Source organism: Pseudomonas sp. LH1G9 (genome assembly GCF_002949975.1).
GTDB lineage: Bacteria > Pseudomonadota > Gammaproteobacteria > Pseudomonadales > Pseudomonadaceae > Aquipseudomonas > Aquipseudomonas veronii.
In genome coordinates, this window is record NZ_CP026880.1 from 4,865,225 (window position 1) to 4,887,724 (window position 22,500).

Annotated in this window: 14 protein-coding genes and 2 pseudogenes; 2 read left to right on the top strand and 14 right to left on the bottom strand. The window is 62.4% G+C overall.

The window, feature by feature from the left end; all coding sequences use genetic code 11:
- Nucleotides 1-11 precede the first annotated feature (11 nt).
- The 11 genes and pseudogenes from C5F70_RS22530 to pilM form a co-directional block, all read right to left on the bottom strand.
- The gene (locus C5F70_RS22530; protein WP_104904081.1) at nucleotides 12-521 is read right to left on the bottom strand and encodes a cytochrome b/b6 domain-containing protein; all 510 of its coding nucleotides are present in this window, start codon (nucleotides 519-521) and stop codon (nucleotides 12-14) included.
- A gap of 198 nt (nucleotides 522-719) precedes the next feature.
- Complete coding sequence (hemE, locus tag C5F70_RS22535; RefSeq protein ID WP_017849853.1) at nucleotides 720-1,787, bottom strand: uroporphyrinogen decarboxylase; 1,068 nt, start codon at nucleotides 1,785-1,787, stop codon at nucleotides 720-722.
- Nucleotides 1,788-2,028: 241 nt separating this feature from the next.
- Nucleotides 2,029-3,447, bottom strand: a complete 1,419-nt coding sequence (locus tag C5F70_RS22540) for an FAD-dependent oxidoreductase (protein WP_017849854.1) — start codon at nucleotides 3,445-3,447, stop codon at nucleotides 2,029-2,031.
- A gap of 32 nt (nucleotides 3,448-3,479) precedes the next feature.
- Entirely contained in the window at nucleotides 3,480-7,925 is a 4,446-nt protein-coding gene (gltB, locus tag C5F70_RS22545; RefSeq protein WP_046384965.1) for a glutamate synthase large subunit, read from the bottom strand.
- A gap of 351 nt (nucleotides 7,926-8,276) precedes the next feature.
- On the bottom strand, nucleotides 8,277-9,839 hold the full coding sequence (locus tag C5F70_RS22555; RefSeq protein WP_046490816.1) for an SPOR domain-containing protein: 1,563 nt from the start codon (nucleotides 9,837-9,839) through the stop codon (nucleotides 8,277-8,279).
- A 10-nt stretch (nucleotides 9,840-9,849) separates the two neighbouring features.
- On the bottom strand, nucleotides 9,850-10,950 hold the full coding sequence (gene aroB, locus C5F70_RS22560; protein WP_017849857.1) for a 3-dehydroquinate synthase: 1,101 nt from the start codon (nucleotides 10,948-10,950) through the stop codon (nucleotides 9,850-9,852).
- A 125-nt stretch (nucleotides 10,951-11,075) separates the two neighbouring features.
- Nucleotides 11,076-11,594 carry a shikimate kinase AroK gene (aroK, locus tag C5F70_RS22565; protein WP_026140392.1) on the bottom strand — a complete coding sequence of 173 codons (519 nt, stop codon included), beginning with the start codon at nucleotides 11,592-11,594 and terminating at the stop codon, nucleotides 11,076-11,078.
- A 4-nt stretch (nucleotides 11,595-11,598) separates the two neighbouring features.
- A pseudogene (locus C5F70_RS22570) lies at nucleotides 11,599-12,852 on the bottom strand (type IV pilus secretin PilQ); the annotation flags it as partial.
- A 141-nt stretch (nucleotides 12,853-12,993) separates the two neighbouring features.
- The gene (locus tag C5F70_RS22575; protein WP_104904084.1) at nucleotides 12,994-13,965 is read right to left on the bottom strand and encodes a pilus assembly protein PilP; all 972 of its coding nucleotides are present in this window, start codon (nucleotides 13,963-13,965) and stop codon (nucleotides 12,994-12,996) included.
- Nucleotides 13,962-14,516: a PilN domain-containing protein gene (locus tag C5F70_RS22580; protein ID WP_104904085.1), complete on the bottom strand. Its 555-nt coding sequence runs from the start codon at nucleotides 14,514-14,516 to the stop codon at nucleotides 13,962-13,964. The genes C5F70_RS22575 and C5F70_RS22580 overlap by 4 nt, the downstream gene beginning before the upstream one ends.
- Complete coding sequence (gene pilM, locus C5F70_RS22585) at nucleotides 14,513-15,166, bottom strand: type IV pilus biogenesis protein PilM (protein ID WP_104904587.1); 654 nt, start codon at nucleotides 15,164-15,166, stop codon at nucleotides 14,513-14,515. The genes C5F70_RS22580 and pilM overlap by 4 nt, the downstream gene beginning before the upstream one ends.
- 220 nt (nucleotides 15,167-15,386) lie before the next feature.
- Here pilM and C5F70_RS22590 point away from each other — a divergent pair, with 220 nt between their 5' ends.
- Nucleotides 15,387-17,849: a penicillin-binding protein 1A gene (locus tag C5F70_RS22590; RefSeq protein ID WP_371920078.1), complete on the top strand. Its 2,463-nt coding sequence runs from the start codon at nucleotides 15,387-15,389 to the stop codon at nucleotides 17,847-17,849.
- Nucleotides 17,850-18,048: 199 nt separating this feature from the next.
- Here the strand turns inward: C5F70_RS22590 and C5F70_RS22595 are convergent, their stop codons facing one another.
- The 3 genes and pseudogenes from C5F70_RS22595 to rpmE form a co-directional block, all read right to left on the bottom strand.
- Nucleotides 18,049-19,317: a malic enzyme-like NAD(P)-binding protein gene (locus C5F70_RS22595; RefSeq protein WP_017849864.1), complete on the bottom strand. Its 1,269-nt coding sequence runs from the start codon at nucleotides 19,315-19,317 to the stop codon at nucleotides 18,049-18,051.
- Between the two features lie 255 nt (nucleotides 19,318-19,572).
- Nucleotides 19,573-19,656 (bottom strand): annotated as a pseudogene (locus tag C5F70_RS31230) (thermonuclease family protein); the annotation flags it as partial.
- Nucleotides 19,657-19,670: 14 nt separating this feature from the next.
- A complete protein-coding gene (gene rpmE / locus C5F70_RS22605) occupies nucleotides 19,671-19,901 on the bottom strand; it encodes a 50S ribosomal protein L31 (protein WP_017849866.1) in 231 nt (76 codons plus the stop codon).
- Nucleotides 19,902-20,126: 225 nt separating this feature from the next.
- Between rpmE and C5F70_RS22610 the strand changes: the two genes are divergently transcribed.
- Nucleotides 20,127-22,346: a primosomal protein N' gene (locus C5F70_RS22610; RefSeq protein WP_017849867.1), complete on the top strand. Its 2,220-nt coding sequence runs from the start codon at nucleotides 20,127-20,129 to the stop codon at nucleotides 22,344-22,346.
- Nucleotides 22,347-22,500 lie beyond the last annotated feature (154 nt).

A 22,500-nucleotide genomic window follows, 5' to 3' on the forward strand; every position in this document is an offset into this window, starting at 1 on the left:
GGCGCAGCGCCCTAGAACGACATCCGCACCATCACCCGCTTGCCCCGGCGCTCGTGCATAACCACGGCACCGATGTGCATCACCAGCATCAGCAACAAGGCCACGCAGGACAGCACATGCACGCGGGAGTACCAGACGATGCTGGCCGGGTCACTGTGAAACGGTGCGAAGGAGACCAGGTTAAAGAGGTTGATCGGGCGATCCATCATCAGTACCCCTGTTGCCAGCACCATTGCCAACACCACATACATGGTCTTATGCACCCATAGCGCCAGGTATTCCCGTGGTGAACGCCTGACGGAAAAATCCAGGCCGTGGGTAAAGGAGCAATAAACCCGCACGACAAACACCGGGATGTACAGGGTGGTCAATGACACATTGAAAAAAAACACCCACGCTTTGACCGAGGCCGGCACGGCGAATATCGCCACGACAGAACCTGACAATAGCGCCCACACGATGATGACGGCCGAAACCCAATGCAGCAGTTTCTGGCACGTTGAATAGTCAGCGGTATTCATCCAGCGATCACCTGACAACGGACGCCAATCACTGGCGAGTGGAAAAGTTGGGCAGGATTTTTTCTTGGGCGGACAACGGCAGCCGTAGGAGAAGTCCTAAAGACCACAGACTACCAAGGCAGGACTTAACAAGAGCTGAAGCGCAACGAGCCCCCGCCTGCCGGGCAGACGGGGGCTCGATTCAGGCGGGGACGCTGGTTACTCGTGATACTGCGCCGACAACTCATGCACCGCGCGCAAGAACGCGCCGGCATGTTCCGGGTTCACTTCCGGCGTAATGCCGTGACCCAGGTTGAACACATGCCCGCTGCCCTTGCCGTAGCTGGCCAGGATGCGCCCGACTTCGGTGCAGATGGCTTCTGGCTTGGCGTACAGCACGGTCGGGTCCATGTTGCCTTGCAGCGCAACCTGGTTGCCGACGCGACGGCGGGCGTCGCCGATGTCGCAGGTCCAGTCCAGGCCCAGGGCATCCGCGCCGGCATCGGCGATGCTTTCCAGCCACAGGCCGCCGCCCTTGGTGAACAGGATCACCGGCACTTTACGGCCTTCGTGTTCGCGGATCAGGCCGCTGACGATCTTGCGCATGTAGGCCAGGGAGAACTCCTGGTACGCCGCCGCCGACAGGTTGCCGCCCCAGGTGTCGAAGATCTGCACCGCTTGCGCGCCGGCCATGATCTGGCCGTTGAGGTACGAGGTGACCGACTGCGCCAGCTTGTCCAGCAGCAGGTGCATGGCCTGCGGGTTGTCGTAGAGCATGGCCTTGGTCTTGCGGAAGTCTTTCGACGAGCCGCCTTCGACCATGTAGGTGGCCAGGGTCCAGGGGCTGCCGGAGAAGCCGATCAGCGGCACGCGGCCATTGAGCTCGCGGCGGATGGTGCTGACGGCGTCCATCACGTAACCGAGGTCTTTGTGCGGGTCCGGGATCGGCAGCGCTTCGATGTCGGCCAGGGTGCTGATGACTTTCTTGAAACGCGGGCCTTCGCCGGTCTCGAAGTACAGGCCTTGGCCCATGGCGTCAGGAATGGTGAGGATATCGGAGAAGAGGATGGCCGCATCCAGCTCCGGGTAGCGGTCCAACGGCTGCAGGGTGACTTCGCAGGCGAACTCCGGGTTCATGCACAGGCTCATGAAATCGCCGGCCTGGGCGCGGCTGGCGCGGTATTCCGGCAGGTAGCGACCGGCTTGACGCATCATCCACACAGGGGTGACGTCTACGGGCTGCTTGAGCAGGGCACGAAGGAAACGGTCGTTCTTGAGGGCAGTCATGTCGGCATCCGCAAAAAAAGTACGGGCATTTTCTCAGAGCGCGACGCAAAAGGCACGGGATGAGCCGTGCCTTTTATCTATCGGGTTGATTTACGACAATCTCTTGGGCACATCAAAACCAAATGTGGGAGGGGGCTTGCCCCCGATTGCAGTGTGTCAGTCTCAGTATCTTTAACTGGACTACCGCTATCGGGGGCAAGCCCCCTCCCACATTTTGGCCACATTTCAAAGATGAAATGGGTCAGACCTGCAGGTAGTCCAGGATACCTTCGGCGGCGTTGCGGCCTTCGAAGATCGCCGTCACTACCAGGTCAGAGCCGCGCACCATGTCGCCACCAGCGAAGATCTTCGGGTTGCTGGTCTGGTGCTTGTACTGGCCTTGTTCCGGGGCGACGACGCGGCCCTGGCTGTCGGTCTGGATCTGGAACTGCTCGAACCACGGCGCCGGGCTTGGGCGGAAGCCGAAGGCGATGACCACGGCGTCGGCCGGGATGATCTCTTCGGAACCCGGGATCGGCTCGGGGCTGCGACGGCCACGGGCGTCCGGTTCGCCGAGACGGGTCTCGACCACCTTCACGCCTTCGACGCGGTCTTCACCGACAATCGCGATCGGCTGGCGGTTGTAGAGGAATTTCACGCCTTCTTCCTTGGCGTTCTTCACCTCTTTGCGCGAGCCTGGCATGTTCGCTTCGTCACGACGATACGCACAGGTCACCGACTTGGCGCCCTGGCGGATCGAGGTGCGGTTGCAGTCCATCGCGGTGTCGCCACCGCCCAGCACCACGACCTTCTTGCCTTTCATGTCGATGAAGTCTTCCGGCGACTTTTCAAAGCCCAGGTTGCGGTTGACGTTGGCGATCAGGAAGTCGAGCGCGTCGTACACGCCCGGCAGGTCCTCGCCGGCAAAGCCGCCCTTCATGTAGGTGTAGGTGCCCATGCCCATGAACACCGCATCGTATTCGGCGAGCAGTTGTTCCATGGTCACGTCTTTGCCGACTTCGGTGTTCAGGCGGAACTCGATGCCCATGCCAGTGAACACTTCACGACGATTGCTCAGCACGGTTTTTTCCAGCTTGAACTCGGGGATGCCGAAGGTCAGCAGGCCGCCGATTTCCGGGTTCTTGTCGAACACCACCGGGGTCACGCCGCCACGCACCAGCACGTCGGCACAGCCCAGGCCCGCCGGGCCCGCGCCGATGATCGCGACGCGCTTGCCGTTCGGCTTGACCTTGGACATGTCCGGGCGCCAGCCCATGGCGAAGGCGGTGTCAGTGATGTACTTCTCCACCGAACCGATGGTCACCGCGCCAAAACCGTCGTTGAGGGTGCAGGCACCCTCGCACAGACGGTCCTGCGGGCACACCCGGCCGCAGACTTCCGGCAGGGTGTTGGTCTGGTGCGACAGCTCGGCGGCGGCGAGGATGTTGCCCTCGGCCACCAGTTTCAGCCAGTTGGGAATGAAGTTGTGTACCGGACACTTCCATTCGCAATACGGGTTACCGCACCCCAGGCAGCGGTGGGCCTGGTCGGCCGACTGCTGGGGTTTGAAGGGTTCGTAGATTTCCACGAACTCTTTCTTGCGTTGACGCAACAGTTTCTTCTTCGGATCTTTGCGCCCGACATCGATGAACTGGAAGTCGTTATTCAGACGTTCAGCCATGTTAAAACCTCATCAAACTCTTCAGGCGCATATCACTGCGGGTTGGCACGGATGCTGGAAAGCAACGATTTCAGGTTGGCAGCCTTGGGCTTGACCAGCCAGAAACGACGCAGGAAATCATCAAGGTTCTCGGCGAGGTTACGACCCCATTCGCTGCCGGTTTCCTCGACGTACTCGTCCAGCACGTGCTGCAAGTGGTTACGGTGGGATTCCATCGCTTCGCCGCTGATCCGCTGGATCTCGACCAACTCGTGGTTGACCCGGTCGACGAAGGTGTTGTCCTGGTCGAGCACGTAGGCGAAACCGCCGGTCATGCCCGAACCGAAGTTGTAACCGGTCTTGCCCAGTACCGCGACAAAGCCCCCGGTCATGTACTCGCAGCAGTGATCGCCAGTGCCTTCCACCACGGTGTGGGCACCGGAGTTACGCACGGCGAAACGCTCACCAGCGGTCCCCGCGGCGAACAGCTTGCCGCCGGTGGCGCCGTACAAGCAGGTGTTGCCGATGATGGCACTGTCCTGGGTCTTGTAGACGCTGCCTTTAGGCGGAACGATCACCAGCTTGCCGCCGGTCATGCCCTTGCCCACGTAGTCGTTGGCGTCACCTTCCAGGTACATGTGCAGGCCACCGGCGTTCCATACGCCGAAGCTCTGGCCCGCGGTGCCCGTGAAGCGGAAGGTGATCGGCGCCTTGGCCATGCCCTGGTTGCCGTGCTTGCGCGCGATTTCGCCGGAGATGCGTGCGCCGATGGAACGGTCGCAGTTGCAAATGTCCAGGCTGAATTCGCCGCCGCTGGCGTCGTTGATCGACGAAGCGGCCATCTCGACCATCTTCTCGGCCAGCAGGCCCTTGTCGAACGGTGGGTTGCGGTCCACCTGGCAGAATTGCGGCTTGTCGGCCGGGATGTGATCGCTGCCCAACAGCGGCGTCAGGTCCAGGTGTTGTTGCTTGGCGGTCTGGCCTTCGAGGATGTCCAGCAGATCGGTGCGGCCGATCAGCTCTTCGAGGGAGCGCACGCCCAGCTTGGCCAGCCACTCACGGGTTTCTTCGGCGACGTAGGTGAAGAAATTCACCACCATGTCGACGGTGCCGATGTAGTGATCCTTGCGCAGCTTCTCGTTCTGAGTGGCGACGCCGGTGGCGCAGTTGTTCAGGTGGCAGATGCGCAGGTATTTGCAGCCCAGGGCGATCATCGGCGCGGTGCCGAAGCCGAAGCTTTCGGCGCCGAGGATCGCGGCCTTGATCACGTCGAGGCCGGTTTTCAGGCCGCCGTCGGTTTGCACCCGGACTTTGCCGCGCAGGTCGTTGCCGCGCAGGGTCTGGTGCGTCTCGGCCAGGCCCAGCTCCCACGGTGCCCCGGCGTACTTGATCGAGGTCAGCGGCGAAGCGCCGGTGCCGCCGTCGTAGCCGGAGATGGTGATCAGGTCGGCATAAGCCTTGGCCACACCGGCGGCGATGGTGCCCACGCCGGCTTCGGCGACCAGTTTCACCGAGACCAGGGCCTGCGGGTTGACTTGTTTGAGGTCGAAAATCAGCTGCGACAAGTCTTCGATCGAGTAGATGTCGTGGTGCGGCGGCGGCGAAATCAGGGTCACGCCCGGCACCGCATAACGCAGCTTGGCGATCAGACCGTTGACCTTGCCGCCTGGCAGCTGGCCGCCTTCACCGGGCTTGGCGCCCTGGGCGACTTTGATCTGCAGCACTTCGGCGTTGACCAGGTATTCCGGGGTTACACCGAAACGGCCAGTCGCCACTTGCTTGATTTTCGAGCTCTTGATGGTGCCATAGCGCGCCGGGTCTTCGCCGCCTTCGCCGGAGTTGGAACGCGCACCCAGGCGGTTCATGGCTTCGGCCAGGGCTTCGTGCGCCTCGGGCGACAAGGCGCCCAGGGAAATACCGGCGGAGTCGAAGCGCTTGAGGACCGACTCGAGCGGTTCGATTTCGCTGAGGGCCAGCGGCGTATCCAGGGTTTTCACCTTGAACAGGTCGCGGATCATCGACACCGGGCGGTTATCCACCAGCGCGGTGTATTCCTTGAACTTGGCGTAGTCGCCCTGCTGCACGGCGGCTTGCAGGGTGCTGACCACGTCCGGGTTGTAGGCGTGATACTCGCCACCGTGTACGAACTTGAGCAGGCCGCCTTGCTGGATCGGCTTGCGCGCACTCCAGGCTTCGGCCGCCAGGGCTTTCTGCTCGGCTTCGATGTCGACGAAACGCGCACCCTTGATGCGGCTCGGTACGCCACGGAAGCTCAGCTCGCAGACTTCTTCCGACAGGCCAATGGCCTCGAACAACTGCGCGCCACGGTAGGAAGTGACGGTGGAGATGCCCATCTTCGACAGGATCTTCAGCAGGCCCTTGGTGATGCCTTTACGGTAGTTCTTGAACACCTCGTAGAGGTCGCCCAGCACTTCACCGGTACGGATCAGGTCACCGAGCACTTCGTAGGCGAGGAACGGGTACACCGCCGAAGCGCCGAAACCGATCAGCACCGCGAAGTGGTGCGGGTCGCGGGCGGTGGCAGTTTCCACGAGGATGTTGGAGTCGCAGCGCAGGCCTTTTTCGGTCAGGCGGTGATGGACCGCGCCGGTGGCCAGGGAGGCGTGGATCGGCAGCTTGCCCGGTGCGATGTGACGGTCGGTCAGCACGATCTGGGTACGCCCGGCGCGCACGGCTTCTTCGGCCTGGTCCGCGACATTGCGCACCGCGGCTTCAAGGCCGAGGCTCTCGTCGTAGTTCAGGTCGATGATCTGGCGGTCGAAGCCCGGACGCTCCAGGGTCATCAGCGAACGCCACTTGGCCGGGGAAATGACCGGCGAGCTGAGGATCACGCGGGAGGCGTGCTCAGGCGATTCCTGGAAGATGTTGCGCTCGGCGCCGAGACACACTTCCAGGGACATCACGATGGCTTCACGCAGCGGGTCGATCGGTGGGTTGGTCACCTGGGCGAACTGCTGGCGGAAATAGTCGTATGGCGTGCGAACGCGCTGGGACAGCACGGCCATCGGCGTGTCGTCGCCCATCGAGCCGACCGCCTCGTAGCCTTGCTCGCCGAGCGGACGCAGCACCTGGTCGCGCTCTTCGAACGTGACCTGATACATCTTCATGTACTGCTTGAGCTGGTCGATGTCGTAGAACGCCGAACCGTGGTCGTTGTCTTCCATGGTCGCCTGGATGCGCAGGGCATTCTTGCGCAGCCATTGCTTGTACGGGTGACGGGACTTCAAGCGGTTGTCGATCGCATCGGTGTCGAGGATCTGCCCGGTTTCGGTGTCCACGGCGAGGATCTGGCCAGGACCGACGCGGCCTTTGGCGATCACATCTTCCGGCTGGTAGTTCCACACGCCGATTTCCGACGCGAGGGTGATGAAACCGTTGGTGGTGGTGACCCAACGCGCCGGGCGCAGACCGTTACGGTCGAGCAGGCACACCGCGTAGCGGCCGTCGGTCATGACCACGCCGGCCGGGCCGTCCCACGGTTCCATGTGCATCGAGTTGTACTCATAGAACGCCCGCAGATCGGGGTCCATGGTCTCGACGTTCTGCCACGCAGGCGGAATGATCATCCGCACGCCACGGAACAGGTCGATGCCGCCGGTGACCATCAGTTCGAGCATGTTGTCCATGCTGGAGGAGTCGGAGCCGACGCGGTTGACCAGCGGGCCGAGCTCTTCCAGGTCCATCAAATCGTTGGCGAACTTGGTGCGACGGGCCACGGCCCAGTTGCGGTTGCCGGTGATGGTGTTGATCTCGCCGTTGTGGGCGAGGAAGCGGAATGGCTGGGCCAGCGGCCATTTCGGCAGGGTGTTGGTGGAGAAGCGCTGGTGGAACACGCAGATCGCGGTTTGCAGGCGCTCATCGCTCAAGTCCGGATAGAAGGCGGTCAAGTCCGCCGGCATCATCAGGCCTTTATAAATGATGGTCTTGTGCGAAAAGCTGCAGATGTAGTGGTCGGTGTCGGCGGCATTCGACACGGACGAGCGACGACGCGAGGTGAACAGCTTGATCGCCATGTCCTGGTCGCTCAGGCCGTCGCCCGCGATGAACACTTGTTCGATCTGCGGCAGGCGCTCCAGGGCCAGGCGGCCGAGCACACTGGTGTCGATCGGCACTTTGCGCCAGCCGACGAGTTGCAGGCCAGCCGCGAGAATTTCGCGGTTCATGTTCTCGCGAGCGGCTTCGGCTTTGACCGGGTCCTGGTTGAAAAACACCATGCCCACGGCGTACTGCTTGGGCAGCTCGACCGCGAAATGCTGTTTGGCGATGGCGCGCAGGAACAGGTCGGGCTTTTGAATGAGCAAGCCACAACCGTCACCGGTCTTGCCGTCGGCGTTGATCCCACCGCGGTGGGTCATGCAGGTCAGGGCCTCGATGGCCGTTTGCAAAAGGGTATGACTGGGTTCGCCCTGCATATGGGCAATCAGGCCGAAACCGCAGTTATCCTTGAATTCATCGGGTTGGTACAGACCTGCTTTCATAGACACTTTCTCACCAGGCTGCCTCTTATATCGAGGCAAATTTCTTTTCAATTCAACCAGTTACCTTCCACGCCGAACGTTCGCCGGCTTTGCAGGGGCAAAAGGGAGGTCATTGTACACACCGACACAGACGCTCACAAATTTAGCGACGAGATGTCGCAAATCTATGTCGCATTTATGAAAGGTTTAAAGCGATATGCTGTGCTAGTCAAAACTTTTTTAATTTTGACCGCTACGACTCAAAAGCCACTGTGACGCAGACACCACAATGCGCGCGGCCTTGAGGGCTGCACGCACTTGCGGTTTTTTTTGAGGTGCCGGGAGGGCGGCCTGGGTAAGGCCGCCGAATCTTCAGCGAGTTGCTGCCAGTTCTTGTTGAACGCTGGCAACAGTGCGAGGCCAAGGTTTACCAGCCTGAACCTTCGCTGGCAAGGCTTTGATAGCGGTATCGGCGGCGGCACGGCTGGAGAAGCTGCCGTAAGTGATCACGTAAAGCGGCTTGCCGTTGAGCACCTTCTTGAAATAACGGTACTCGCCGCCCTGCTCTTTGACGAAGGCTTGAGCATTGGCTTCAGAGCTGGTGCCGAGGATCTGCACCACGAAGTTACCGCTGGGCTGGCTGGTGTACCAGCTGCTGCCGGTGGCGCCGGCCTTGGCGACAGTCACCGGTTTTTCCGCCGGTTTGGCGGCCGGAGCTGGCTTGGCGACAGGCGCTGGCGCGACCGGCTTGGCGACGGGCGCCGGTTTGGCGGTCGCGACCGTAGGCGCAGGTACAGGCACAGGCGTTGGTTTTGCCGCCGGTTGACCGGCAGGCACGCCCACTGGCGGCGCGGTGGTGGTCACGGTCGGCGGTGTGCTGCTGGAGCCTTCCACTGGCACGCCGTCGTCGCCTTCGGAGATACCGCCGGCCGCTTCGGCGAGCGGGCCGCGCATGACAGGCTGACCGACCATCGGCAGGTTGGTCGGTTGGCCGGAGTTGGCGAACTCGACATTCGGCGTGGGTTTACCCAGTGGTAACTGCGCCTGTTCGGTTGGCGCGCCGGCAGGCGTCGGTGCCTTGCTGCGACCCGGGATCAACCAGGCGGCGGCGACAGCGACCACGACAACGGCGGAAATAGCCAATACGTGCTTTTTAGGCATAGTGAACCCCATCTTTGGACGCTTGACCGCAGAGCGGCTGGCAATCATGGCTTCAATCATCGCATCGCGGGCAACCTGGTTGATGGTGCCAGGCCAGCCGTCGGAGCTTTCATGAATATCAGAGATCTGCTGAGCGGAGAAAAGTTCGATGCCCTGCCCGGCGCCTTCGAGGCGTTGTGCCAGGTATTCACGGGTTTCTTCCTCTTCATACGGCTGCAATTCGATGACGTGGAACAGCTCCTGCTCGCCGCTGATCTGCTCCAGAGCGGCGATCAGGGACGATTCACCGAACAGGAACACATGCGGACGACCTTCCGGCGTACCCGCTGCCAGCGCCAGCAGCGCTTCGAGGGCCGACTCGTCAAGCTGCTCGGCGTCGTCCACCAGCAGGTAGACTTCCTGGCCGGTCAGGCCCAGTTGCACCACTTGCTTGAGAATCGCATTCGGCTCAGCGCTGGCAACGTCCAGGGCCTGGGCCACCTGACGCAGCACGCCCGCAGCATCGCCGGCGCCACGCGCCGACACCACTACGCTTTGCACCGATTGCTTGTTAGTGCTGGCGACCAGCGCCTGGCGCAGCAGGGTCTTGCCGCTGCCCAGCGGGCCGGTGACGACCAGCAACAGCTGGCTGTAGCGCGCGAGGTGATGCAACTGCCCGAGCACCGACTTGCGCTGCGCAGGGAAGAATTTGAAACCAGGCACCCGTGGAGCGAAGGGGTCGTGGCTTAACTGGTAATGGCCGAGGAACGCCTCGTCGGCATGCAAACTAGTCATCGGGCTCTTATTAACCTTTAAGCTGGGCCAGGGCGCGGTAATCCGCTCCCAGCGTGGCCTGTAGAATCTCTTTCGGATAATCGTCGGTCACCACCGCTTCGCCCATGCGGCGCAGCAGCACCAGTCGCAGTCGACCGTCGATCACTTTCTTGTCTATCGCCATATGTTCGAGGAAATCCGCCTCGCTCATTTCCTCGGGCGGGATCACCGGCAACCCGGCGCGCTGGAACAGGCGGATGCCCCGATCCCGCTCCTGGGCGCTGATCCAGCCCAGGCGTTGCGACATCTCCAATGCCATCACTGTGCCAGCCGCTACGGCTTCCCCATGCAACCACACACCATAGCCCATGTGCGTTTCGATCGCATGGCCGAAGGTGTGGCCCAGGTTCAAGGTGGCCCGTACACCGGACTCCCGTTCGTCGGCATTCACCACCAGCGCCTTGGCCGCACAGGAACGGGAGATCGCTTCGGTCAGCGCCACCTGGTCCAGCGCGCGCAGGGCGTCGACATGTTCTTCCAGCCAGGTCAGGAACGGCTCGTCGCAGATCAGCCCGTACTTGATGACTTCCGCCAGGCCCGCCGACAGCTCGCGCGGGGGCAAGGTGTTGAGGGTCGCGGTGTCGATCAGCACAGCCTGGGGCTGGTAGAACGCGCCCACCATGTTTTTGCCCAGCGGATGGTTGATGCCGGTCTTGCCGCCCACCGACGAATCGACCTGGGACAGCAAGGTGGTCGGCACCTGGATGAAATCCACGCCGCGCTGGTAACAGGCGGCCGCAAAACCGGCCATGTCACCAATCACGCCGCCACCGAGGGCGACCACGGTGGTGCGCCGGTCATGGCGTGCGGTCAGCAGGCCATCGAAGATCAGTTGCAGGGTTTCCCAGTTCTTGTGGGCTTCGCCGTCGGGCAGCACCACGGAGATAACCGAGTACGCCGCCAGGCTGCGGCTCAGACGCTCAAGATACAGCGGCGCGACCGTTTCGTTGGAGATGATCGCCACTTGCCGCCCGGCAATATGCGGTGCGAGCAACTCGGGCTGGTCGAGCAGACCTTCGCCAATATGGATCGGGTAGCTGCGCTCGCCTAGATCGACCTTAAGTGTCTGCATGTGTCCCCGCGTTGAAGATGTATTAACGACCGGCAACGTCGTGATCCGACGTCGCCTGATGGCTCTACGCCACACCCCGCAGGGTGATGACGCGCCGCCGAGAATAGCGCATTTCGGGCCTGGCTTTAACGGGGTGGCAGCCGTTGCAGGCGCTCGAGAATGTCGAGCACCACCATCCGAGGTGGCCGCTCATCGGTTTCCACCACCAGATCGGCGATTTCCCGATACAGCGGATCGCGCAGCGCCAGCAGATCCCGCAGGGTCTTCGCCGGGTCGGCGGTGCGCAGCAGTGGGCGATTGCGATCACGCGCGGTGCGCCCCACCTGCTGCTCGACCGACGCATGCAGATAGACCACCCGACCACCGGCATGCAATGCCCGGCGGTTCTCCTCGCGCATCACGGCACCGCCGCCGGTCGCCAGGACCACGCCATCGCAAGCGCACAGCTCGGCAATCATCGCCTGCTCACGGTCACGAAAGCCCAGTTCGCCTTCCTTATCGAAGATCCACGGGATATTGGCACCCGAGCGCACTTCAATTTCCTTATCGGAGTCTTTGAATGGCAGGCGCAGCTCTTTGGCCAGCAAACGGCCGATGGTGCTTTTTCCAGCCCCCATCGGTCCTACAAGAATCAAATTTCGCACAGAATCAACGACTCACAGCAATCGCCTGGTTATTCATAATACGCGGAGTCAGGAATACCAGCAGCTCGGATTTTTTTTCTGCCAGCACATCGCGCCGGAAAAGGCGGCCAAGATACGGCACATCGCCCAAAAATGGCACTTTATCTAGCACTTTGCTTTGGGTATTGGAGAAAACTCCGCCGATGACGATGGTCTCGCCGTCCCTGACCAGCACCTTGGCGTTGACCTCGTTTTTCTTGATCGGCGGTACGTCGTTGAGCTTGTTCAGGTAATCCGGCTCATCCTTGGTGACTTTGACCTCCATGATCACGCGGTCGTCGGGGGTGATTTGCGGGGTGACTTCCAGGGACAGCGAAGCCTCCTTGAACGACACCGAGGTGGCGCCGCTGGAGCTGGACTCCTGGTAGGGAATCTCGGTGCCCTTGAGGATGCGCGCGGGCTCCTTGTCGGACGTGACCACCTTGGGCTGCGAGACAATCTCGCCGTTGCCGGTTTTTTCCATCGCGGTCAGTTCCAGGTCCAGCAGCAGGTTGTCGGTGATAAACGCGACACCCAGGCCAGAAGTGTTGGTGAGCGCCCCCAAGTCGACAAAGGGCGAGCCGGACGGGTTTTCCACAGGCTCGGTGCCTGGCTCCGGAGGTTTCTCGACACCGCCGGCGCCCCAGTTGCCGCGATTGATCCGCCCTCCCCAGCGCACGCCCAGGCTTTTGTCGTAGTCGACATTGGCCTCAACAATCCGCGCCTCGATCATCACCTGGCGCACCGGAATATCCAGCTGCGCCACGATGCGTCGCAGCTCTTCCAGGCGTTCGCCGGTCTGGTAGGCGATGATGTTGTTGGTGCGGTCATCCACCGCCACCGAGCCGCGTTCGTCGGTGGCGCCTTCCAGGCCGGTCACCGATTGGAACAACTTGGCCAGGTCCGCAGCCTTGGCGTAATTGACCTGCAACAGTTCGCGCCGCAATGGCGCCAGTTCAGCCATCTGCTTGCGCGACTCCAGCGTCAGCAGCTCGCGCGCGGCCAACTCGTCGGCGGGCGCCACCAACAGCACCCCGGCCTTTATCCGCTGGTCCAGCCCCTTGCTTTGCAACACCAGGTCCAGCGCCTGGTCCCAAGGCACGTCCTTGAGCCGCAGGGTGATCGAACCTTGCACATCGTCGCTGGCGACCAGATTCAGGCCCGCCACATCGGCAATCTGCTGCAACACGGCGCGCAGCTCGATGTTCTGGAAATTGAGGTTCAGCTTGTCGCCGGTATAGGTACCTGATGCCGCACCGCCGGGAGGCGGCAGCTGGATCAGATCCACACGATTGGGCACAGCAGCAGCCATCGGTGCCGTGAACGCTATCCATAGCGCCACACCGAAGGACGAGAAAGTCCTTTTCATTGTTTGATTCCGTTATGAGTTGACGTTCAGCACGAGGGTCCGCGGGCGTTCCAGCCACGCGCCCTGTTCATCGGGAAACAATTCGAGCAATTCCACATGGCCCTCATCAATAGCCGTGACCCGACCGTGGTCCGGCCCCAGGTAATCGCCGACCGCCAGCCTGTGGACGCTGGCAGCGGCACGCAGCAGAGCGAAGGTCTGCGCGCCTCGGGACAGCGTGCCGACCATTTCGAACTGGTCGACGGCGATGCCTTCCAGGGCACCGCGGGCACGCCCGAGGTCCGGTGCGAGCGCGGGCCGGCCGGGTACGTGACCGACCTGCAAGGCGCGCGGCTGGAACGGATCACGCAAGGCCAGCGCGTCATAGACAAAGCGCGGCCCCGGCTCGACGGCCGGGGTCGACTGACCGCCCGACGACGGATTGCGATAGGTCTTGGCCACCAACTCCAGGCGCAACCCTGCCCCATCAGCCCGAAGCGCCACATCATGCACCGTGACGATGCGCGGTAAGCCGCCCAAAGCGCTCACAAACATCGCCAGGTCGTGATAAGCCCCGGTGACGCCCAGGCGTAACGGCTGCTCAATATAGAGTGGCCGGGGCTGCTCATCCAACACCACGATAGCGTCGACGAGCACCCCATTGACCGCCCCCAGCCGGGCGATATCTTCGAGCAATGCGGGTACCCCGAACGCACCGGGCAACTGCTGCATCAGCCCGGCAAAACGCGCCTGCATCGCCTGAAGCTGCTGGCTGCGCGCCTCCAGGCTGGCGGCAAGGCCAGCCTTCTGGGCCACCTGTCGCTGCAAGACGACGCCCTGCGCCTCGACCGCCTGCAACCGTTGCCGCGAGGGGCTCAGGTACGTCCCATCGCCCACCCACAGCACCAGGCCGGCGAGCGCGCAGCCGAGCACGACCTTGGCGGGCAAGGGCCATTTCGCAGCGTTGTGGGTGAGAGCGGAAAAGTCGAGCCTGGGCAGGCTCACGGTTGAGCCTCGGCGGACTCTCCCTGGCGCACCATCAATTGAAACTCGTTGCTGCCCTGGCCATCTTCCATCCGCACATGTTGCAGCCGAGTGGCATGGGCGCCTTCGGAGGCTTGCAGGCGGCGCATCAGTTGGGCGATGTCCTGGCTGGAATCGGCGCTGCCACGGATGCTGACCGTATCGCCCTTCGCCACGACCTCGTGCAAATGCACGCCGTCTGGCACCGCGCGGGCCAACTGATCCAAGAGCTGGGCACCGGCCGAGCGGGCTTCGCTCAAGTCCTGCACGACCTTCATGCGCTCCGCCAATTGCTGGCTTTGTTCCTGCAGGTCATCGATGGTCTTGATGCGCGAGTCGAGGACGGCGGCGTCCTTGTCCAGGTGGCTATTGCGCGTCACTTGTCGATCGATCGCCCGGTCGATCACCTGATCGGCCAACCACACGGTTGCGAACGCCACGCAGGCAAACGCCAGCAGCAACCCCAGAAAGAATTTGCGCCGCCGTTCCGCCAGCGCCTGGCGCCAGGGCAAAAGGTTGATTAGTGTCTTCAAGCGAAACTCCTCAGGGCCAACCCGCAAGCAATTCCCATCCCGCGGGCATCCGCGGCCCATTGTGCGCCATCGACTCGATGGCCCGGCGTGAAGCTGGCGAAATCCTGACTGCAAGCGCGTGCGAATGCAAATGCTTCCACATCCACCACCTTCGGCACCAGCCCAGCCAGGGTCAAAACCGCGACCCGAGCCTCTACCTGGGCCTTATGGCACGCCGCGAGCAATACATCAACCCGCGCCAGGTTCTGGGCCGACGGCCCGCGAACCTGGAAATCCAGGGCCATCTCATCCAGCGGATAAGGGATGTACTGGTCGGCCTCCATCTGGATCATCCAGGTCATTTCTTCCTCACTGAGCCCCGCGTCCAACTCGATCACCCGGGTAATCACCGAAGCTCCCGCCACAGCCACGGCCGCTTGGCGGGCCGAGGTGCGCGAGCGGGCCAATGCCTGGGACAACGTCTGCCCCACGCCGTCGAGGTCGAGCACGCTGCTGTCGACTACCGCCTGGGGCGGTAGCGCCTGTGTGGCGTAGCTTTGCACGCTGTAACCGGCGGGCGAGTGGCCGAGTTCGATCAACCGGATGCCGGTGTCCTGGATGTCGACACCCAGGACGGTATCGACTTTTCGCCTGAAAAATCCCTTTTCCATAAAACTCCCTAAAACTTTCCCTGTCATACCGCCTGATTGGCGCGTGGCAGCGTGCATTCGGTCGCCTTGTTTGCGAGGCGCGAATGACGCCCCAAGCCGAAAATGCTTTAATGCCCAGCGTTTTTTCCCGCTTTTTATCTGCAGCCAGGGTCGATTCATCGTTTGCCATGCATGCCCCGGCGCCTAACCCATTCTTTTCTCTGGAAATCCAAAAGCCTTGATTCGTCTGCTGAAGTTTTTCGGGTACTCCATTGTCGCCATCGTTTGCGGGCTGCTGCTCGTCCTCAGCGGCGCCTACCTCTACCTTAGTCCGGGATTGCCCTCCGTAGAGGCCCTGAGAAGCATTCAGTTGCAGATTCCTTTGCGGGTCTATAGCAGCGATGAAAAACTGATCGCAGAGTTCGGCGAAATGCGCCGTACCCCGATTCGTTTCGCGGATATACCACCCAACTTCATCAACGCCCTGCTGTCGGCCGAGGACGATAATTTCGCCAACCACTATGGCGTCGACCCCAGCAGCCTGGTGCGGGCCGCCACGCAATTGGTAAAAAGCGGACACATTCAATCCGGCGGCAGCACGATCACCATGCAGGTGGCGAAGAACTTCTTCCTCACCAGCGAACGCAGCTTTTCACGCAAAGCCACCGAGATCCTGCTGGCACTGCAGATCGAGCGGCAGCTGACCAAGGACGAGATCCTTGAGCTGTACGTCAATAAAATCTACCTGGGCAACCGCGCCTACGGCATCGAAGCCGCGTCCCAGGTCTACTACGGCAAGTCGATTCGCGACGCCAGCCTGGCGCAGATGGCCATGATTGCCGGCCTGCCCAAGGCGCCCTCGCGCTTCAACCCGCTGGCCAACCCGGCACGCAGCAAAGAGCGGCGCGACTGGATTCTGGGGCGCATGTACAAGCTGGGCAAAATCAGCCAGAGCGCCTATGAAAGCGCAGTGGCCGAGCCGCTGAACGCCAGCTACCACGTACCGACCCCGGAAGTGAACGCCCCTTATATCGCGGAGATGGCACGGGCTGAGATGGTCGGCCGTTATGGCAGCGAGGCCTACACCGAAGGCTTCCGTGTGACCACGACCGTTCCGAGCGACTTGCAGGAAATCGCCAACAACGCGGTGCATGAAGGCCTGATCACCTACGACCAGCGCCATGGCTACCGCGGCCCCGAATCGCGCCTGCCGGGCAAGACCCTGAGCGCCTGGACCACCGAACTCGGCAAACAGCGCACGATCAGCGGCCTGGAACCGGCCATCGTCACCCAGGTGAAGAAGGACGGCGTGCAGGTACTGACCCGCACCGGCGAAGCGCATGTGGCGTGGGACAGCATGAAATGGGCGCGCCCATTCCTGAACACCAACAGCATGGGGCCGATGCCCAAGCAGCCGTCGGACGTGGCGCAGGTGGGTGATTTGATCCGCGTGCAACGCCAGAAGGACGACAGCCTGAAATTCAGCCAGGTGCCGGTCGCCCAAGGCGCTCTGGTCTCCCTCGACCCGCAGAACGGCGCGATCCGTGCCCTGGTCGGCGGCTTCGCGTTCGAGCAGAGCAACTACAACCGTGCCACCCAGGCCAAGCGCCAGCCGGGTTCGAGCTTCAAGCCGTTCGTCTACAGTGCCGCCCTGGACAACGGCTACACCGCCGCCAGCCTGGTCAACGATGCACCGATCGTGTTTGTCGACGAGTACCTGGACAAGGTCTGGCGTCCGAAGAACGACACCAACACCTTCCTCGGCCCGATCCGCATCCGCGAGGCGCTGTACAAGTCGCGTAACCTGGTGTCGATCCGCTTGCTGCAGGCGATGGGCGTGGGCAAGACCATCGACTACATCACCCGCTTTGGCTTCAACAAGGCGGACCTGCCGCCGAACCTGTCCCTGGCCCTGGGGACGGCGACTCTCACGCCGATGGAAATCGCCACCGGCTGGAGCACGTTTGCCAACGGCGGCTACAAGATCACGCCGTACCTGATCGACAAGATCGAAAGCCGCAATGGCGACACCCTGTTCACCGCCAACCCGCCACGGGTGCCGGGTGATGTGGTCAACGGCGTGGCCGCCAGCGATGGCCTGGCCGCACCGAGCAACGGCGGTATCACCATCGAGCCGACCCCAGGCGTCACGCCGGCGGCGAACCCGAGCGCCGCGCCTGAACCGCAGGCGCCGGCAGTGGCCGAACGCGTGGTGGATGGCCGCACCACCTACATCCTCAACAGCATCCTGGAAGACGTGATCAAGAAAGGCACCGGCCGCCGTGCACTGGCCCTGGGCCGCGCGGACATCGCGGGCAAGACCGGTACCACCAACGAATCCAAGGACGCCTGGTTCTCCGGCTACAACGCCGACTACGTGACCACCGTATGGACCGGCTACGACCAGCCGGAAAGCCTCGGCCGCCGCGAGTTCGGCGGTACCGTCGCGCTGCCGATCTGGATGAGCTACATGGGCGCCGCCTTGAAGGACAAGCCGCTGCATACCCAGCCGGAACCGGAAGGCATCCTCAGCCTGCGGATCGACCCGGTCAGTGGCCGCGCAGCATCGCCGAGCACGCCGAATGCGTACTTCGAGCTGTTCAAGAGCGAGGACACTCCGCCGTCGATCAACGAGCTGGGCAATGGCGTGGCGCCGGGCAGCCCGCTGCCGGCGGATGAGGCGGCACCGATCGATCTGTTCTAAACCAATGCGGTCAACCCTGTGGGAGGGAGCTTGCTCCCGATGGCGGTGTGTCAGGCACCAGGTTCATTGACTGACAGTCCGCCATCGGGGGCAAGCCCCCTCCCACATTTGGTTCTGCGCAGGCCTTGGGTTTATAGCCAGACAGCAAAAAGCCCCGACTCGCAAGAGCCGGGGCTTTTGGTTGGTGCGCTACAACGGCTTAGCCGTTGAACACATCATCCACGCTTTGCAGCGGGTAGTTTTTCGGATACGGCAGGGTGGCCACACCGGTCTCGATCGCAGCTTTGGCCACGGCGTCGGAGATCACGGTGATCAGGCGCTTGTCCATTGGTTTCGGAATGATGTACTCACGACCGAATTCCAGCTTGGCGCCACCGTAGGCATCGCACACGTCCTGAGGCACCGGCAGCTTGGCCAGTTCACGCAGGGCGTTGGCGGCCGCCACTTTCATTTCTTCGTTGATGCGCTTGGCACGAACGTCCAGGGCACCGCGGAAGATGAACGGGAAGCCCAGCACGTTGTTGACCTGGTTCGGGTAGTCCGAACGGCCGGTCGCCATGATCACGTCGTCGCGGGTGGCGTGTGCCAGTTCCGGCGCGATTTCTGGGTCCGGGTTGGAGCAGGCGAACACGATCGGGTTGGCTGCCATGGCCTTCAGGCCTTCAGCGCTCAGCAGGTTCGGACCGGACAGGCCGACGAATACGTCGGCACCGTCGAGGGCCTCAGCCAGGGTGCGCTTGGAGGACGGATGCGCAAACATCGCCTTGTACTGGTTCAGGTCGGTACGCTCGGACTGGATCACGCCCTTGCTGTCGACCATGTAGATGTTTTCCAGCTTGGCGCCCATGCTGACGATCAGCTTCATGCACGAGATGGCCGCAGCGCCAGCGCCCAGGCAGACGATCTTGGCGTCAGCCAGGGTTTTGCCAGCGATTTCCAGGGCGTTGATCATGCCGGCCGCGGTAACGATCGCGGTGCCGTGCTGGTCATCGTGGAATACCGGAATGTCGCACTGTTCGATCAGAGCCTTTTCGATCTCGAAGCACTCAGGTGCCTTGATGTCTTCCAGGTTGATGCCACCGAAGGTGATGGAAATGCGCTTGACGGTGTCGATGAAAGCCTGCGGGCTCTCGGAATCGACTTCGATGTCGAACACATCGATGCCGGCAAAGCGCTTGAACAGCACGCCTTTACCTTCCATGACTGGCTTGGAAGCCAATGGGCCGAGGTTACCCAGGCCAAGAATCGCGGTGCCATCGGAAATCACTGCAACCAGGTTGCCTTTGCCGGTGTATTTGTACGCCAACTCAGGGTCACGGGCGATTTCACGGACGGGCTCGGCAACGCCAGGGCTGTAGGCCAGCGACAGGTCGCGAGCGGTGGCAGTGGCTTTGGTGAGCTCTACACTCAGCTTTCCTGGACGAGGAAGGGCATGATATTCGAGAGCGGCAGTTTTCAAATCAGACATATCGGCATTCCGCTTTTACTGTTGGTCGACGGACCGCCGAGGATACTCGTGTCGTAAAGCCCCTACAAGACTGGGCAGTCACCGGTGTCAAGCGCCGTACACTACGACTTTCGGCCAAGAGCCACGGGACACAAGGGCTCAACTGTTCACAATCGACTTGAAAAATGTCTACAATTTTTCCTCGAGTGTCGATTTCAACCACTGCAACTGCGCTGGAGTGCCTGCTTAGCCGAGCAAAGCCTGATGACCGAGGCCGGCCTGGGCTGCCGCCAGCCAAATCGCGGGCACAAAAAAGGCGCCCGCAAGGGACGCCTTTTTCAACAGCTGGCAAAAGCCCATAGGGCCTTTGAGCCTTACTCTGCTGGAGTAGCAGGCTTCTTGCCGAAAGCACCAAAGCGATCTGCGAAGCGCTGTACACGGCCGCCAGTGTCCAGAGTTTTCTGCTTACCGGTGTAGAACGGGTGGCACTCGTTGCATACGTCAGTGCCCAGTGGCTTGCACAGGTTCGAACGGGTTTCGAACTTGTTGCCGCAGCTGCAGGTGACTTCGATGGTTTCGTACGCTGGATGGATACCGGCTTTCATGGTGACTTCCTCAGGCTAGCGTGCCGCCACTCGACACCATTGTCGAATACCGCACGTAATTAGGCCGCGGATTCTACCAGACCTTTTTAAACGCGCAAGCGCCGCTCTGCATCGATTCAGCACACCAAAGCCCCTTTCATCCGAAAACCGCGGCATACCCAACGCATCCCTCGTCTGCTAGGCTCCCGCCCTTCGTCATCACCCTCCTTTATAGAGAACCCCTGCGTGCCCGACGCCATTTTGCGCCTAGCCCTGCCCTCGCCCCTGCGCCGCCTGTTCGACTACCGGGCCCCGGCCGGCGTGCTGCGGGCGCAGTTGCAGCCAGGCATGCGGGTGCGGGTGCCGTTCGGGCGCAGGGAAATGATCGGCATCCTGGTGGAGGTGGCCGATCACAGTGAAGTGCCGGCGGAAAAGCTCAAGCCGGCCGTGGCCATCCTCGACACCACGCCGCCGCTGCCGCCGGCGTTGTTCAAGCTGTGCCTGTGGACCGCCCAGTATTACCAGCACAGCCTGGGCGACACCTTGAGCTGGGCGCTGCCGGTGCTGCTGCGCCAGGGCGAACTGGCCGAAGCGCGCCAGGAACGCTTCTGGTCGACGGTGCCCGGCGCCCGTCTCGACGACCCGCGCATCGCCCGCGCCCCGCGTCAGCGTGACGCCCTGGCGACACTGGCGCAGCATCCCCATGGCGTGGCCCATCAGCTCTTGAGCAAGCTGATGCTGAGCAAAGACAGCCTCGACCTGCTGCTCGCCAAAGGCCTGGTGCAGGTCGAGATCCGCAAGCACGCCCCGGACCCGCGCCATGAACACTGGCTGGCCCAACCGGAATTGCCGCTGAACCCCGAGCAACGTGCGGCCTATGAAGCCATTCGCGCAGGTTTTGACTGCTTTCACGCGTTCCTGCTGGCCGGCGTGACCGGCAGCGGCAAGACCGAAGTCTATCTGCAGTTGATCCGCGAAACCCTGCAAGCGGGCAAACAGGCGCTGGTGCTGATCCCCGAGATCAACCTCGGCCCGCAAACCCTGGCGCGTTTCGAGCAGCGTTTCAACGCACGCATCGCCCTGGTGCATTCGGCGGTCAACGACCGTGAGCGCCTGGAGTCGTGGCTGGCGGCGCGGGACGGCGAGGCCGACATTATTATCGGCACCCGCTCGGCGCTGTTCACCCCGATGAAAAACCCCGGGCTGATCATCATCGACGAAGAACACGACGGTTCGTACAAACAGCAGGAAGGCCTGCGCTACCACGCCCGCGACCTGGCCCTGGTGCGGGCGCGTCAGGAAGACATTCCGATCGTGCTGGGTTCGGCCACGCCGTCCCTGGAAAGCCTGCATAACGCCTACACCGGCCGCTATGGCCTGCTGCGCCTGAATGAGCGCGCAGGCGGCGCCAAGCAACCGCGCTTCCTACGCCTGGATGTAAAAAGCCGGCCATTGGACAGCGGTATTTCCGGGCCGATGCAACAAGCCATCGGCCAGACCCTCGCCGCCGGCCAGCAAGTCCTGGTGTTTCTCAACCGTCGCGGCTTCGCGCCGACCTTGCTGTGCCATGACTGCGGCTGGATGTCCGAATGCGAACGCTGCGATGCGCGCATGACCGTACACCAGCGCCATGGCGAGTTGCGCTGCCATCACTGCGGCCATGTGGAACGAGTACCGCGCCATTGCCCGCAATGCGGCAAAGTCGACCTGCGACCGGTCGGCGCGGGCACCGAACGCGCCGAAGAACGCCTGGGCATTCTGTTCCCGGACTACCCGGTACTGCGGGTCGATCGCGACAGCACCTCGCGCAAGGACGCGATGAACCAGCTGTTCGCCACCATCCAGAAGGGCCAGCCGTGCATCCTGGTAGGCACGCAGATGCTGGCCAAGGGGCATCACTTCCCACGGGTGACCCTGGTGTCGATCCTGGATGCCGACGGCGGCTTGTTCTCCGGCGACTTCCGCGCCAGCGAGCGCATGGCGCAGTTGATCGTGCAGGTCGCCGGCCGTGCCGGGCGCGCCGAGGAGCCGGGCAAGGTGATCATCCAGACCCACCTGGCCGACCATCCGCTGCTGATCCAACTGACCGAACAAGGTTATTTCGCGTTTGCCGAGCAGGCCTTGAGCGAACGCCGCGCCGCCGGCCTGCCGCCTTTTGCCCACCTCGCGCTGCTGCGCGCCGAGGCGCACAAGCCGGGGCAGGCGGAAGGTTTTCTCGATGAAGCCTGCAGCGCCGCCGAGCGCCTGCTCGGCGAGTTGGGCCTGAGCGGCATCGAATTGCTCGGCCCGGTGCCCGCGCCCATGGAACGCCGCGCCGGACGCTACCGCGCTCAGCTACTCTTGCAGGCAACGTCCCGCGCACCGCTGCATCGGCTGTTAAGTAGCTGGTTACTTGCGCTGGAGCAAATGCCCAGCGGTCGCCAGGTGCGATGGTCGTTGGATGTGGACCCGGTCGATTTGTACTAGCCCTGTAGGAGCGAGCTTGCTCGCGAAAACCCCGAGAGCGCCGCGTAAACCCGAATATCCGCGTTATCGTTGACGATTTTCGCGAGCAAGCTCGCTCCTACAAGTGGGCAGGATGCCCTTAAAAAGCCCCGCAGGTCTGGAACGGTTGGCAAGC